Annotated in this window: 12 protein-coding genes and 1 riboswitch; of the genes, 8 read left to right on the forward strand and 4 right to left on the reverse strand. The window is 73.1% G+C overall.

What is annotated here, in order from left to right; translation table 11 throughout:
• Positions 1 to 3: 3 nt before the first annotated feature.
• Entirely contained in the window at positions 4 to 1,302 is a 1,299-nt protein-coding gene (locus tag IMZ35_RS03540; RefSeq protein WP_199439369.1) for an MFS transporter, read from the reverse strand.
• A 138-nt stretch (positions 1,303 to 1,440) separates the two neighbouring features.
• On the opposite strand from IMZ35_RS03540, the gene IMZ35_RS03545 reads away from it, so the two are divergent.
• Both IMZ35_RS03545 and IMZ35_RS03550 read left to right on the forward strand, forming a co-directional pair.
• Positions 1,441 to 1,851, forward strand: a complete 411-nt coding sequence (locus IMZ35_RS03545; RefSeq protein ID WP_199439370.1) for an SSI family serine proteinase inhibitor — start codon at positions 1,441 to 1,443, stop codon at positions 1,849 to 1,851.
• 167 nt (positions 1,852 to 2,018) lie between these two features.
• On the forward strand, positions 2,019 to 2,204 hold the full coding sequence (locus IMZ35_RS03550) for a hypothetical protein (RefSeq protein WP_199439371.1): 186 nt from the start codon (positions 2,019 to 2,021) through the stop codon (positions 2,202 to 2,204).
• Between the two features lie 52 nt (positions 2,205 to 2,256).
• On the opposite strand, the gene IMZ35_RS03555 is transcribed toward IMZ35_RS03550, so the two are convergent.
• Both IMZ35_RS03555 and gcvH read right to left on the reverse strand, forming a co-directional pair.
• Entirely contained in the window at positions 2,257 to 3,630 is a 1,374-nt protein-coding gene (locus tag IMZ35_RS03555) for an L-serine ammonia-lyase (RefSeq protein ID WP_199439372.1), read from the reverse strand.
• 7 nt (positions 3,631 to 3,637) lie between these two features.
• Positions 3,638 to 4,018 carry a glycine cleavage system protein GcvH gene (gene gcvH, locus IMZ35_RS03560; protein WP_199439373.1) on the reverse strand — a complete coding sequence of 127 codons (381 nt, stop codon included), beginning with the start codon at positions 4,016 to 4,018 and terminating at the stop codon, positions 3,638 to 3,640.
• A gap of 141 nt (positions 4,019 to 4,159) precedes the next feature.
• Positions 4,160 to 4,252: riboswitch (glycine riboswitch) on the reverse strand.
• 251 nt (positions 4,253 to 4,503) lie between these two features.
• Between gcvH and ald the strand changes: the two genes are divergently transcribed.
• Positions 4,504 to 5,616 (forward strand): alanine dehydrogenase, encoded by a 1,113-nt coding sequence (gene ald / locus IMZ35_RS03565; protein WP_199439374.1) that lies wholly within the window; start codon positions 4,504 to 4,506, stop codon positions 5,614 to 5,616.
• A gap of 2 nt (positions 5,617 to 5,618) precedes the next feature.
• Here the strand turns inward: ald and IMZ35_RS03570 are convergent, their stop codons facing one another.
• Complete coding sequence (locus IMZ35_RS03570) at positions 5,619 to 6,365, reverse strand: TetR/AcrR family transcriptional regulator (protein ID WP_199439375.1); 747 nt, start codon at positions 6,363 to 6,365, stop codon at positions 5,619 to 5,621.
• Positions 6,366 to 6,728: 363 nt separating this feature from the next.
• On the opposite strand from IMZ35_RS03570, the gene IMZ35_RS03575 reads away from it, so the two are divergent.
• The 5 genes from IMZ35_RS03575 to IMZ35_RS03595 all read left to right on the forward strand — a co-directional run bounded on the left by IMZ35_RS03575 (position 6,729) and on the right by IMZ35_RS03595 (position 13,661).
• Positions 6,729 to 6,938: a hypothetical protein gene (locus IMZ35_RS03575; protein WP_199439376.1), complete on the forward strand. Its 210-nt coding sequence runs from the start codon at positions 6,729 to 6,731 to the stop codon at positions 6,936 to 6,938.
• Entirely contained in the window at positions 6,935 to 7,504 is a 570-nt protein-coding gene (locus tag IMZ35_RS03580) for a hypothetical protein (protein WP_199439377.1), read from the forward strand. Before IMZ35_RS03575 ends, IMZ35_RS03580 begins: the two co-directional genes overlap by 4 nt.
• A gap of 128 nt (positions 7,505 to 7,632) precedes the next feature.
• Positions 7,633 to 8,922 (forward strand): ABC transporter ATP-binding protein, encoded by a 1,290-nt coding sequence (locus IMZ35_RS03585; RefSeq protein WP_199439378.1) that lies wholly within the window; start codon positions 7,633 to 7,635, stop codon positions 8,920 to 8,922.
• Positions 8,919 to 9,794, forward strand: coding sequence for an ABC-2 transporter permease (locus IMZ35_RS03590; RefSeq protein WP_199439379.1), 876 nt, complete (start codon positions 8,919 to 8,921; stop codon positions 9,792 to 9,794). The genes IMZ35_RS03585 and IMZ35_RS03590 overlap by 4 nt, the downstream gene beginning before the upstream one ends.
• A 117-nt stretch (positions 9,795 to 9,911) precedes the next feature.
• Entirely contained in the window at positions 9,912 to 13,661 is a 3,750-nt protein-coding gene (locus IMZ35_RS03595; RefSeq protein ID WP_199439380.1) for an ABC transporter ATP-binding protein, read from the forward strand.
• The last annotated feature ends 35 nt before the right edge of the window (positions 13,662 to 13,696 follow it).

Raw genomic sequence — 13,696 nt, forward strand, 5'->3', positions numbered from 1 at the left:
GTGTCAGCTCGGTGCCGGCTCGTCCACCTCGCCGTCGACCCGCGTGCGCCGCAGCGTCTCGCCGATCACCAGCAGGCAGACCCCGCTGATCGCGGCGGTTCCGACGAGGTAGGCCGAGATCGGCCAGGTGGCGCGGTCGGCGGTGGCGCCCAGCAGCGCGGCGGCGGCCACGGGCGACAGGCCTCCGCCGAGCACGGCCCCGAGCTGGTAGCTCAGCGACACCCCGCTGTAGCGCACGCGCGCGGAGAACAGCTCGGCGTAGTACGCGGGCATGGGGCCGAAGATCGCCGCCGACCCGCCGTAGCCGAGCAGCATCGCGAGCACGACGAGTGCGGGTGAGCCCGAGCGCAGGAGCCAGAACAGCGGGAACGCGAACACCGCGAGGAACGCGGCGCCGCCGAGCATGACGGGCAGCCGCCCGATCCGGTCGGACAGCCGCGCGAAGACCAGGATCGTGAGGACCTGGACGAACGCTCCGAGCAGCACGGAGGTCAGCAGCAGCGACTGCGGCAGCCCCAGCTCCCGGCGGCCGTAGGACACCGCGAACGTGGCGAGCACGAAGATGAACGCGGTGAAGCCGAGGTTCACGCCCGCGCCCAGCAGCACGGTGCGCCACGACCGCCGCAGCACCTCCGCGACGGGCAGGCGCACCGTGGCGCCGTGCTCGCGGGTCCGCCGGAACTCCGGGCTCTCCTCCACCGACAGCCGCACGTACAGCCCGATGCCGACGAGGACGAGGCTGAACAGGAACGGCAGCCGCCAGCCCCAGTCGAGGAACGCGTCGCCGGAGATGCCGGTGGCCGCGGCCATCGCGGCGTTGGCCAGCAGCAGTCCCAGCGGCGAGCCGAGGAACGTCCAGCTCCCGTACCAGCCCGCGCGGCCGGGCGGTGCGTGCTCGACGGCCATCAGCGTCGCGCCGCCCTGCTCACCGCCGAGGAAGAAGCCCTGCACGACGCGCAGCGTCACGAGCAGCACGGGAGCGAGGACTCCGGCGGTGGAGTACGTGGGCAGCACCCCGATCAGCGCGGTGCACACGCCGGTCACCGACAGCGTGAGCACGAGCATCGAGCGGCGCCCCACGCGGTCGCCGAAGTGACCGATCACGACGCCGCCCAGCGGCCTGGCGAGGAACCCCGCGCCGAAGGTGGCCAGCGAGAGCAGCACGGCCACCCGCGGATCGGCGGACGGGAAGAACAGCTCGTCGAACACCAGCGCGGCGGCCGTGCCGTAGAGCAGGAAGTCGTACAACTCCACCGCGTTGCCGGCCGAACTCGCCAGTGCCACCCGCCGCACGGAACTCATCGCCCCAGACTGCGCGGACGATCTCCACCAGAACAGGGCCGACCCGGTGAACCCCTCCACCGACCGCTCCGTCACACGATCCGGTGTTACCGCCGAGTTGACGGTTGAGACGGCTCCAGGTGCGTCCACTGTGGGCGCATGGCACGAACTCGGCTCCTCGCCACATCAGTCCTCACCTGTCTCGCCGTGGTGGCACCGCTCCCCGCCGCGGCGGCGGCGTCGTCGGCGTCGGCGCCGCCCCTCTTCCTCTCCGCTCTGGTGCTGTCGGCGCAGGACGAGGTCGGCGGCCTGCGCACGACGGAACTGCGCTGCGAGCCCACCGGGGGCAGGCACCCGCACGCCGAGCTGGCGTGCGCCGACCTGGTCACCGCCCGCGGGGACTTCGCCGCCCTGCCCGGTGATCCGGCGCTGGAGTTCTGCACGATGGAGCTCCGTCCGGTGACGGTGTCCGCGCACGGCACCTGGCGGGGCGTGCCGGTCACCCACTCGAAGACCTACTCGAACCCCTGCCTCTCCCGGCGCGCGACGGGCCCGGTCTTCACCTTCTGACCCCCGGCTGTCGACACCACCGGGTTCGTGGTGCGAACCCGGTGGTGTCGCAAGCAGGTCGAGGGCACCGATGACGACCGCGTCATCGCTCTGCAGGACGCGGGGTTCACGCTCCAGCGGATCGGTGAGGTGCTCGACGACGAGTTCGGCGTCGAGGACTGCGCGGCATGCTGCGACCGCGTCGAGCGGAGCTGGCGGCGTCGGACGCGGACCGCCTCACCCGCGTCGAGGCGAGACTCCACACGATCGGGAGCGAGGGTCTCGTGTCCACGGACGACGTGGTCCTCACGCGTGTCCCCGCGGTCCGCGTGGCCGAGCTGACGGGTGTCGCCGCCGGTTTCGAGTGGACCTGACCGGGTGACGGGTGGCTGCCGGTGGCGCACCACCGGCAGCCACCCGGGGCGCTCAGCACTCGATGACGTTCACGGCCAGGCCGCCGCGCGCCGTCTCCTTGTACTTCACCTTCATGTCCTTGCCGGTCTCGCGCATCGTCTTGATGACCTTGTCCAGGGACACGAAGTGCGAACCGTCGCCGCGCAGCGCCATGCGGGCCGCCGTGATCGCCTTGATCGACGCCAGGGCGTTGCGCTCGATGCACGGGATCTGCACCAGGCCGCCGATCGGGTCGCAGGTCAGGCCCAGGTTGTGCTCCATCGCGATCTCGGCGGCGTTCTCCACCTGCTCCGGCGTGCCGCCCATGACCTCGGCCAGGCCGCCCGCCGCCATGCTGCACGCCGAGCCCACCTCGCCCTGGCAGCCCACCTCGGCGCCGGAGATCGACGCGTTCTCCTTGAACAGCACGCCGATCGCGCCCGCCGTGAGGAGGAACCGCACGACGCCGTCGTCCGACGCGCCCGGCACGAACCTCGTGTAGTAGTGCAGGACCGCCGGGACGATGCCCGCCGCGCCGTTGGTGGGAGCCGTCACGACCCGGCCGCCCGCGGCGTTCTCCTCGTTCACCGCCAGGGCGAACAGGGTCACCCAGTCCATCACGCGCAGCGGGTCGGTGGCGTAGTGCTCACCCGCCAGCCCGGCGCGCATCTCGGCGGCACGGCGGCGCACCTTCAGGCCGCCGGGCAGGACGCCCTGCTCGGTGCAGCCGCGCTCCACGCAGTCCTGCATGACCCGCCAGACGTGCAGCAGGCCCGAGCGGATCTCCTGCTCCGAGCGCCACGCGCTCTCGTTGGCGAGCATCAGGCCGCTGATCGGCAGGCCCGTCTCGCGGGTGCGGGCGAGGAGCTCGTCACCGGTGCGGAACGGGTGCGCGAGCGGGGTCGAGTCCGGCTTGATGCGGTCCGACCCGCTGGCGTTCTCGTCCACGACGAAACCACCGCCCACCGAGTAGTACACGGCGTGGTCGAGCTGCTCGTCCGACGGGGAGAACGCGGCGAAGCTCATGCCGTTGGGGTGCAGCGGCAGGGACTTGCGCCGGTGCATCACGAGGTGCCGGTCGGCGTCGAACACGATCTCGTGCGTGCCGCCCAGCCGCAGCCTGCGACCGGCCCTGATCTGCTCGACGCGGTCCGCGCAGGCCACCGGGTCGACCAGCTCGGGCAGCTCGCCCTCCAGCCCGAGCAGCACGGCCTTGGGGCTGCCGTGCCCGTGTCCGGTCGCGCCCAGCGAGCCGAACAGCTCGACGTGCACGCGGGCCGCGGAGTCGAGCAGCCCGCGCTCGCGGAGCCGGTCGACGAACATGGCCGCGGCGCGCATGGGACCGACGGTGTGCGAACTGGACGGTCCGATGCCGACGGAGAACAGGTCGAAGACGCTGATCGCCACGACGTCCTCAGTCCGTGATCAGTTCCGCGTACTTGGCGGCGGTCAGCAGCCCGTCCGCGTTCTGCACGGCGACCTTGAACAGCCACCCCGCGGCGTACGGGTCGGTGTTGACGAGGGCCGGGTCGTCGGCGGCGGCCTGGTTGACCTCGACGACCTCGCCGCTGACCGGCGCGTACAGGTCGCTCACCGACTTGGTCGACTCCAGCTCGCCGCACACCTGGCCGGAGGTCACCCGCTCGCCCACCTCGGGCAGCTGCACGAAGACGATGTCGCCCAGGGACTCGGCGGCGTAGGCGGTGATGCCGACGGAGACCGGCTCCTGCGTGCCCGGCGTCCAGTCGACCCACTCGTGTTCCGGGGTGTAGAGGAGGTTCTCGGGAAGGTCCACGGCAGCACTCCACGGGGGTCTGGGCCGGCACGCGCCGACCGCTCGGTGGGACTCCCCCTCTGTCCTGGGACCTGAGAGCTTCACCGCGCGAACGCGGCTTGCACCGTGGGTGCACGCGTGGAGCGCGCTTTCCAGAGTCGCCTCGCCCGAGCGGTTCCTGCTGCCTGAGAGTGTGCGGGGTACTTGCTCCTTCGGCGCCCTGGAAACGCCCAGGGTCTCTCCCGCTCGGGTTGTGGCGTCGCACGCGACGCCTCGGCCGGTCTTCAGTTGGGCGAACGAGGTGAAAGCTATGTGCCGCTCCCACCCCTGTCAACGCGGTGCGCGACGGCGCGGCCCGGACGCGCGTGATCCGCGTCTCCCGCTGTTCGGGCAGCACTACGCGACCGGGGTCCCCTAGTGGCGTCCGCACGATGACACCGGGTCCGCGATGGCGCACCTTGGTGATCAGTACCACCGCTGACCTCGCAGTTCGTAAGGAGCCGACCGTGCGGATCGCCGTACCCCGCGAGATCAAGAACCACGAGTACCGCGTCGCGCTCACGCCCGCCGGCGCTCACGAACTGACGAGTCGCGGCCACCAGGTGTTCGTCGAGGCCGGGGCCGGTGTCGGCTCGGCGGTCACCGACGACGAGTACACCGCGGCCGGGGCCAAGGTGCTGCCCTCGGCCGACGACGTGTGGGCCGAGGGCGAACTGGTCCTCAAGGTGAAGGAGCCCGTCGCCGAGGAGTACCCGCGACTGCGCTCCGGGCAGGTGCTGTTCACCTACCTGCACCTCGCCGCCGACACGCCCCTGACCAGCGCGCTGGTGTCCGCGGGCACCACGGCCATCGCCTACGAGACGGTGCAGACCGCGAACGGCGCGCTGCCGCTGCTCGCGCCGATGTCCGAGGTGGCCGGCCGGCTCGCCCCGCAGGTCGGCGCGTTCGCCCTGATGAAGCCCTCCGGCGGGCGCGGTGTGCTGCCCGGCGGCGTGCCCGGCGTGCACCCGGCGCGGGTCGTCGTGATCGGCGGCGGTGTCGCGGGGATGAACGCGGCCACCATGGCGCTCGGCACGGGCGCCGACGTGGAGATCCTCGACACCAACGTCGACCGGCTGCGTCAGCTCGACGCCCAGTTCGGCGGCCGGCTGCGCACGCTCGCCTCCAGCCGCTTCGCCGTCGAGCAGGCCGTGCGCGAGGCCGACCTCGTCATCGGCGCGGTGCTGGTGCCCGGCGCGAAGGCCCCGAAGCTCGTCAGCAACGAACTGGTGGCGCAGATGAAGCCGGGCGCCGTGCTCGTCGACATCGCGATCGACCAGGGCGGCTGCTTCGCGGACTCCCGCCCCACGACGCACGACGACCCGACCTACCGGGTCCACGACGCGGTGTTCTACTGCGTGGCCAACATGCCGGGCGCCGTGCCGCGCACGTCGACCTACGCGCTGACCAACGTGACGCTGCCCCACGCGGTGGCGCTGGCCGACCGGGGCTGGGAGGCGGCGCTGCGGGCCGACCGCGCGCTCGCGCTGGGCCTGAACACCCACGACGGCCAGCTGACGAACCTGCCCGTCGCCGAGGCGACCGGCCTGGCGCACACGCCGCTGGAGCAGGTGCTCTGAGGTCAGGGGGTCGCGGCGGGGCCGGGCACGCGCCCGGTCCCGCTGGCGATCCCGGCCACGACGCACGCCACGCCGTAGTCGAACTGCGTGTCGGTCGACCACAGGGTCGCGTCGCGCAGCTGGTCGGCGAAGTGCGGGAAGGACTCCTCCACCAGGCCCACGACGCGCGGCACCCACTCCTGCTTCAGCTCCTGCGCGTGGGTCTCCAGCACGGCGACGCGCTCGAACCACTTCAGCTCGGCGACGACGAACCCGACGGCGTAGCTGGTCAGGGTGCTGGCCGCGCGGCCGGCCTCGGCGACCGACATGCCGTCGGCGCGCAGCGCGGCGAGCAGGGACTCCGTCAGCGCGAGCGCCCTCGGCCCGATGTTGGGGTACCGGCCCTGGAGCGCGGCCAGCCAGGGGTGCCGCCGGAACAGCGCACGCGTCCCGGCCAGCAGCGCGGGCACCGTTTCCCGCCACGGCACGCCGGCCGGCACGGGGGCCACCTCGCCGTGGACGGCGTCGAGCGCCAGCTCCAGCAGCGCGTCCTTCGTCGGCACGTGCCAGTACAGCGACATCGGGGCCACGCCGAGCTGCGCGGCGAGCTTGCGCATCGACAGCGCGCCCAGGCCGTGACCGTCGAGGACCTCGACGGCGGCGCTCACCACGAGGTCGCGGCTGAGCCCGGCCGGCTGGTTCCCCGCGCCCGACCGCGGCGGGGCGAGCCACACGCTGCGCAGCAGGGGGTCGTGCCGTGCCTCGGCCACACCGCCTCCGGATCAGCGTGCCAGGAGACGGTCCTGGGGGGTTGCGGAAGATGTAGAAGGGCGACCCGCTCAACCAGCCTGGGGGTCACTGGGAGCGGGCCGCCACCACAAGCTTAGACAACATCGGCCCCGGATGCCCACAGGGCCCGCCGATTGGGACCGGAAAATTCTGTGCGCATCAGACCACTCCTCGTGTTCGAGCCTCAGGCGAACGAGTGAATTCCGCACCCGACCGGTACGCCGGGGAGGCCCGGTGGCCGATGACTCCTGTGCAAGTGGCGTCCCCGAGCAGCGAAAAGATCATCGGTGGTGGATGGACAGCCGCGTGCCGCGCCGCGGACACGCAGGAGGAACGGAGATCACATGGCTGAACCACAGGGCTGGATCGACTGCCACGACCCGTTCGGCAGGGACCGGTCGATGACGGTTCTGGTGGAGCAGGACCGCGTTCTGCTGGTGTCCCCGCCCGGTCAGGCGGCGGTGATGTCGCCCACCCAGACCCGGCGGCTGCACAGCCTGCTGGACCGGGCGGCGGCGAACTCCGGGCAGGACCAGCGACCGGCGACGACGTGACGACCGTGGACGAGACCCTGCGCAACGCCGTGCTGGAGCGGCTCACCGACCTCGACGAAGCCGCGGAGAAGGGCGAGGCGGCGACACTCGTCCCGCTGGCCCGCGCGGAGATCCACCGGCTCGCCGACGGCTGGCGCCTGCTGCTCACCGTGCACCAGCCCGACGACGACGGCCGGTGCAGGGCGTGCCCCGGCTGGCTGCGCCGCAGGCGCTGGCCCTGCCAGGTGTGGGGCATGGCCCACCAGCACCTCGTCGGCGACGGCACCCCGCACCGCGAGCGCCGCCGTCCGCTGCGCGACGCCCTGCGCAGGGACCGGTCGCCCGCCGGGGAGGTCGTGCCGGAACTCGTCGCCCCGCCGGAGGTCCCCGTCGTGCCGGACGAGGTCGACACACCCCCGCTGGGCACGCCGGTGATCGCCGCCCCCGAGGTCGAACCGCCCCCCGACGTCCCGGAGGAGTCCCCCGCCGAGGTCACCGTGGAGATCCCCGTCGTGCCCGCCGAGCAGGCGGCGGGAGCGCACCGGGCGCCGGTGCGGAGCCGTCCCCGTCACGCACTGCCGGACTGATCGAGTGCGCGGAACGCCGTAGGGCAGGATGGCGTCACGAGGCGATCTCGAACGCGCGAAGCGGTCCTTCACCCGACGGGCCCGGGCGAGAATCGCCCGGATCACAGCCCGCAACGGGGGAGGGACGCGTGCACGACGGCAGTGGCCGCATCGTGGTGGAGCAGCTGACCAAGCAGTTCGGTCAGATCACCGCGGTGCAGAACCTGAGCTTCACCGTGGAACCGGGATCTGTCACCGGCTTCCTCGGTCCCAACGGCGCGGGCAAGACGACGACGCTGCGCATGCTGCTCGGCCTGGTGACGCCCACCTCGGGCCGGGGCCTGATCAACGGCACCACGTTCCAGCAGCTCGGCAACCCCGGCAGGGTCGTGGGCGCGGTGCTGGAGGCGCAGGGCTTCCACCCCAAGCGCACCGCCCGCAACCACCTGCGGGTCTACGCGTCGGCGATCGGCGTCCCGGACCAGCGGGCGGACCAGGTCCTGGACCTGGTCGGCCTCGGCGCGGCCGGTGACCGCAGGGCCGGCGGCTTCTCGCTGGGCATGAAGCAGCGCCTGGCGCTCGCGACGGCCCTGCTGGGCGATCCGCAGATCCTGGTGCTCGACGAGCCCGCGAACGGCCTGGACCCGGAGGGCATCGCCTGGCTGCGGACGTTCCTGCAGTCCTTCGCCCGCAGCGGCCGCACGGTGCTGATCTCCAGTCACCTGCTGGCCGAGGTCGAGCAGACCGTGGACCAGGTGGTGATCGTCAGCCGCGGGCAGACGATGTACTACGGCGCGTTGGACCAGCTCCGCAAGTCGCAGCAGAGCCGCGTGCTGGTGCAGCCGTCGGACGGCGCCGCGCTGGTCGCGGCGCTGCGCGAGGACGGCGTCACGGCCGTGGAGCAGTTGCAGGACGGCAGGCTCGCGGTCACCGGCGTGGACTCCAAGCAGGTCGCGGACGTGGCGCTCAAGGCGAGCGTGTCGATCTACGGCATCCAGGAGGAGAAGGTCGACCTGGAGCGGCTGTTCTTCCAGCTCACCAGCGGTCAGTACGCGGCACCGGGCGTGCAGCAGTACGGCCAGCAGCCGCCGCCGCAGCCGTACCAGCAGCAGTACGCGCCACCGCAGCAGACCGGCTACCACGTTCCGCCGCCGCAGCAGAGCGGCTACTACGCTCCGCCCAGCGGCGGGGTGCCGCAGCCGTACCAGCAGCAGCCGCAGCAGCCGTACCAGCAGCAGCAGCCGCCGCAGCCGTACCAGCAGCCGTCGCCCTACCAGCAGCACCAGGGCTACCAGCAGCAGCCGTACCAGCAGAGCGGGTACCAGCCGCCGCAGACGCCTCCGGCGGGTCAGGACCCGTACCAGGGGCAGCAGGACCAGGGCTACCAGCAGCCGGGGCAGGACCAGCGGGGACAGTCGGGACAGGGGGACAACGCGTGATCGGCCAGCTGCTGAAGTCGGAGTTCCGCAAGACGACGACCACCGGTCTCTGGTGGGGTCTGCTGATCCCGACCGTGCTGCTCGCCCTCGGCTGGGGCCTCGCCACCGGCGCCATCGGCAGCAGCTTCATCGAACTGGTGAGCCAGTCCGACGTGCAGGACTTCAGCGACCTGCTCGGCGTCTCCCCCGACCAGTGGCAGGTGTCGCTGTTCGGGATCGCCCGCAGCATCAACGTCGCCACGATCTTCCCGATGATCTTCGGCGGCCTGGCGATCTCCAACGAGATCAACCGCAGGACGATCACGACGACGTTCCTCACCGCGCCCAACCGCGTGATGTCGATGACGGCCAAGATGCTCGTCTACATCGCCTGGGGCGCGCTGTACGGCCTCGCGATCGTGGTGTCCGTGGCCATCGGCGTCGTCCTGACCTCGGACTCCGGCCAGCTCCCCGACGCGGCCGGCTGGTTCGCGCTCGCCGGGGCCGGGGTCCTGTCGTCGATCCTGATGACGATGTTCGGCGTCGGCGTCGGCGCGCTGATGGGCAGCGTCGTGGGCACGACCGTGGTGCTGCTCCTCTACATGCTGCTCGTCGAGAACGGGCTCAGCCTGGTGCTCGCCTCGAACGACCTGTCGAGCCTGATCGGCTTCCTGCCCAACGGGTCGGTGAACGGCATCGCCGGGTCGATCGCCGTCGACCTGTTCGTGGACACCGCGGGTGTCGTGCCGGACGAGCTGCTCGCCGCGCTGCGCATCGTGGCGGGCGCGGGCGGCGCGTTCGACTGGTACCTGAGCGCGCTGATCTTCCTGGTGTGGACGGCGCTGTTCTTCCTGGGCGGCTGGGCCGTGACCCAGCGCAAGGACGTCACCTGATCCGTCTGAACCGCTCTCGCGAGGGCCGCCGCCGGACGTCCGGCGGCGGCCCTCGCGTCGTCCGGGGCGTCGCACGACCGAGCTGAGAACGTCGGTGGTCCGGCGTAATTTGAGCTGGTGAGCACAGCACCCGTCACGGAGTCCGACGCGCCCGGCTGGATCCGTCGCCTCTCCGCCGCCTGCTGGCGGCACCGTTCGCTCGTGGTGCTGTCGGTGGTGGCCGCGGTCCTCGGCGTGGGCCTCCAGGCGGTCGCCCCGCTGCTGGTCAAGGTCGCGGTCGACGACGCGGTGGCCGGGGAGACGTCGCGGCTGATCGCGCTCGCGGCCGGTCTGGCGGCGCTGGAGCTGCTGTCCTTCGGCGCGGGCTTCCTGCGCCGCTACCTCGGCGGCAGGCTCGCCCTCGACGTGCAGCACGACCTGCGGCGCGGTGTGTTCGCCGCCGTGCAGCGGCTGGACGGCCCCAAGCAGGACGTGCTGCGCACCGGCCAGGTCGTGTCGCGGTCGATCACCGACCTCCAGCTCGTGCAGAGCCTGCTGTCCATGACGCCGCTCGCGATCGGCACCGTCGTGTTCGCGGTGGCCTCGATCGCCGCGATGGTGTGGCTGTCGCCGCTGCTCACGGTCGTCGCGCTGGTCGTCGCGCCCGCCGTGGGCGTGATCGCCGCGCGCAGCCGCCTCACCCTGTTCCCCGCCGCGTGGTCGGCCCAGCAGCGCGCCGCCGACCTCGCCCAGCACGTCGAGGAGAACGTCACCGGCGTCCGGGTCGTCAAGGGCTTCGGCCAGGAGGGCCGCGAGGTCACCCGGCTGGAGGACGAGGCGCGCAGCCTGTTCGCCGAGCGGATGCGCGCCGCGCGGCTCACCGCCAGGCCGACCGCGACGCTCACCGCGCTGCCCGCGATCGGCCAGGTCGCCGTGCTCGCGCTCGGCGGCTGGATGGCGCTGCGCGGGCAGGTCAGCCTCGGCACGTTCCTCGCGTTCGCGACCTACGTGGCCGGCCTGGTGGGTCCGGCCCGGCTGCTGTCCAGCCTGATGGTGAGCGCGCAGCTCGCGCGGGCCGGGGTGGAGCGGGTGCACGAGCTGATCGACTCCCAGCCCGACGTGGCCGACGCGCCGGACGCGGTGGACGTCCCCGCCGGTCCGGTGAGCGTCGAGCTGTCCGGGGTGAGCTTCGGCTACACCCGCAGCGACCCGGTCCTGCGCGACGTGACGCTGCGGGTGGACCCCGGCGAGACCCTGGCCCTGGTCGGCACGGCCGGGTCGGGCAAGTCGACGGTGTCGCTGCTGCTCCCCCGGTTCTACGACGTGCACTCCGGCGCGCTGCGCGTCGGCGGCGTCGACGTGCGCGAGCTGCGCCTGGCGTCGCTGCGCGGCGCGGTCGGCGTGGTGTTCGAGGAGGCGTTCCTGTTCTCCGACACCGTCCGCGCCAACATCGCCTACGGCAGGCCCGACGCCACCGACGAGGAGGTCCGCGCCGCCGCGCGGGCCGCGGAGGCGCACGAGTTCGTCGAGGCGCTGCCGGCGGGCTACGACACCCTCGTGGGCGAGCGCGGGCTGACCCTGTCCGGTGGGCAGCGGCAGCGCGTGGCGCTGGCCAGGGCGCTGCTGTCCGACCCGCGCGTGCTGGTGCTGGACGACGCGACCTCGGCCGTGGACAACACCACCGAGGCGGCGATCCACCGCACCCTGGCCTCGGTCACGGCCGGGCGGACCACGCTGATGATCGCCCACCGCCGCTCGTCGCTGGCACTGGCCGACCGGATCGCCGTGCTCGACGCGGGCCGGGTCGTGGACGTCGGCACGCACGCCGAGCTGCAGGCCCGCTGCGCCCTGTTCCGGGAGCTGCTGGCCGGGCCGGGCGAGGCCATCGAGGAGCCGCGTCCCGCGGAGGCGGAGGACCCGGCACGGCTGTGGCCCGACCTCGACCCCGAGCAGGAGCTGATCGAGCGCGCCGCGAACCGGTCGGCGAGCGCGGGCGGGCGGGCGTCCCGCGCCGGCGGTCGGGTGCAGGGCGGTGGCGGCAGCGCGGCGCTGACGGGCGGGCCGCCGACGCCCGAGCTGCTCGCGCAGGTCCGCGCGCTGCCCGAGGCGCACGAGGTGCCCGACACCGGCGGGGAGGACCCCACCGCGCCCGACCCCGGCTTCCGGCTGCGGCGGCTGCTGCGGCCCGTGCTCGGCGCGATGCTGCTGGTGGGCCTGCTCGTGGTGCTCGACTCGGCCGTGACGATCGCGCTGCCGTCGCTGATCCGCAGCGGTGTCGACGACGGCGTGGTGGGCGGCTCGGCGGACGCGCTGTGGCGGGTGGCGGCGCTCGGCGCGGTGCTGGTGGCGCTGGGCTGGCTGGTCACCGGCACGACGACGCTGCTCACCGCGCGCGTCGGCGAGCGGTCGCTCTACCTGCTGCGGGTCCGCAGCTTCGCCCACCTCCAGCGGCTCGGGCTCGACTACTACGAGCGCGAGATGGCCGGCCGGATCATGACCAGGATGACGACGGACGTGGACGCCCTGTCGACGTTCCTCCAGACGGGCCTGGTCACGGCCGCGGTGAGCCTGCTGACCGTCGTGGGCATCGCGCTGGCGCTGATCGTCACCGACCCGTCGCTGGCGCTGGTGGCGCTCGCCGTGCTGCCCGTGCTGCTGGTGGCCACGGTGATCTTCCAGCGCCTGTCGTCGCGGGCGTACGCCGAGGCGCGGGAGCGGGTCAGCGCCGTCAACGCCGACCTCCAGGAGAACGTGTCGGGGCTGCGGGTGGCGCAGGCCCACACCAGGGAGGGGCACTCGGCGCAGGCGTTCGCCGAGCGCAGCGACGCCTACCGGCGGTCGCGGATGCGGGCGCAGCGCTACATCGCCACCTACTTCCCGTTCGTCACCATGCTCTCCGGGCTCGCGCAGGTCGCGGTGCTGGCCGTGGGCGCGCACCGGGTCGCGACGGGCGACCTCACGCCGGGCGTGCTGCTCGCGTTCCTGCTGTACCTGGGACTGTTCTTCTCGCCCATCCAGCAGCTCTCCGGCGTGTTCGACGGCTACCAGCAGGCGCGGGTGGGGCTGCGGCGGATCGGCGACCTGCTGCGCACCCCCTCGTCGGTGCCCCCGGCGCCGGACCCGGTGCCCCTGACGGGCCGGCTGCGCGGCGAGGTGGAGCTGCGCGACGTCACGTTCCGCTATCCCGGCACCGATCGGCCCGCCCTCGACCGGGTGTCGTTGCGCGTGGCGCCCGGCGAGACGGTGGCACTCGTCGGAGCGACCGGCGCGGGCAAGTCGACCCTCGTGAAGCTCGTCGCCCGCTTCTACGACGTGACCGGCGGGCAGGTGCTCGTCGACGGTGTGGACGTCCGCTCCTACGACCTCCCCACCTACCGGCAGCGCCTCGGCGTCGTGCCGCAGGAGGCGCACCTGTTCGGCGGCGACGTCGCGGAGAACGTCGCCTACGGCCGCCCGGACGCGAGCCGCGCGGAGATCGAGGCGGCCGTGCGGGCGGTGGGCGCCATGCCCGTGGTCGCCGCGCTGCCGGCGGGGTTCCGCCAGCAGGTCGGCGAGCGCGGCCAGGGCCTCTCCGCAGGTCAGCGTCAGCTCGTGGCGCTGGCGCGGGCGGAGCTGGTCGACCCGGACGTGCTGCTGCTGGACGAGGCGACGGCCGCGCTGGACCCCGCCACCGAGTCCGCCGTGCTCGCCGCGAGCGATCACCTGGCGGGCAGCCGCACGACGTTCGTGGTCGCGCACCGGCTCGCCACGGCGGCCCGCGCGGACCGCGTCGTGGTCGTGGAGGACGGTCGGATCGTCGAGCAGGGACCGCACGCCGAGCTGCTGCGCGCGGGCGGCGCGTACGCCCGGCTGTGGAAGCACGGGACGCTCGGGGAGGCCGCCGCCTGACGCGTTCGCGACGTCGAACGTCAAGCAATGCTCAA

Origin of the sequence: Umezawaea beigongshangensis (assembly GCF_016464305.1) — a bacterium.
GTDB lineage: Bacteria > Actinomycetota > Actinomycetes > Mycobacteriales > Pseudonocardiaceae > Umezawaea_A > Umezawaea_A beigongshangensis.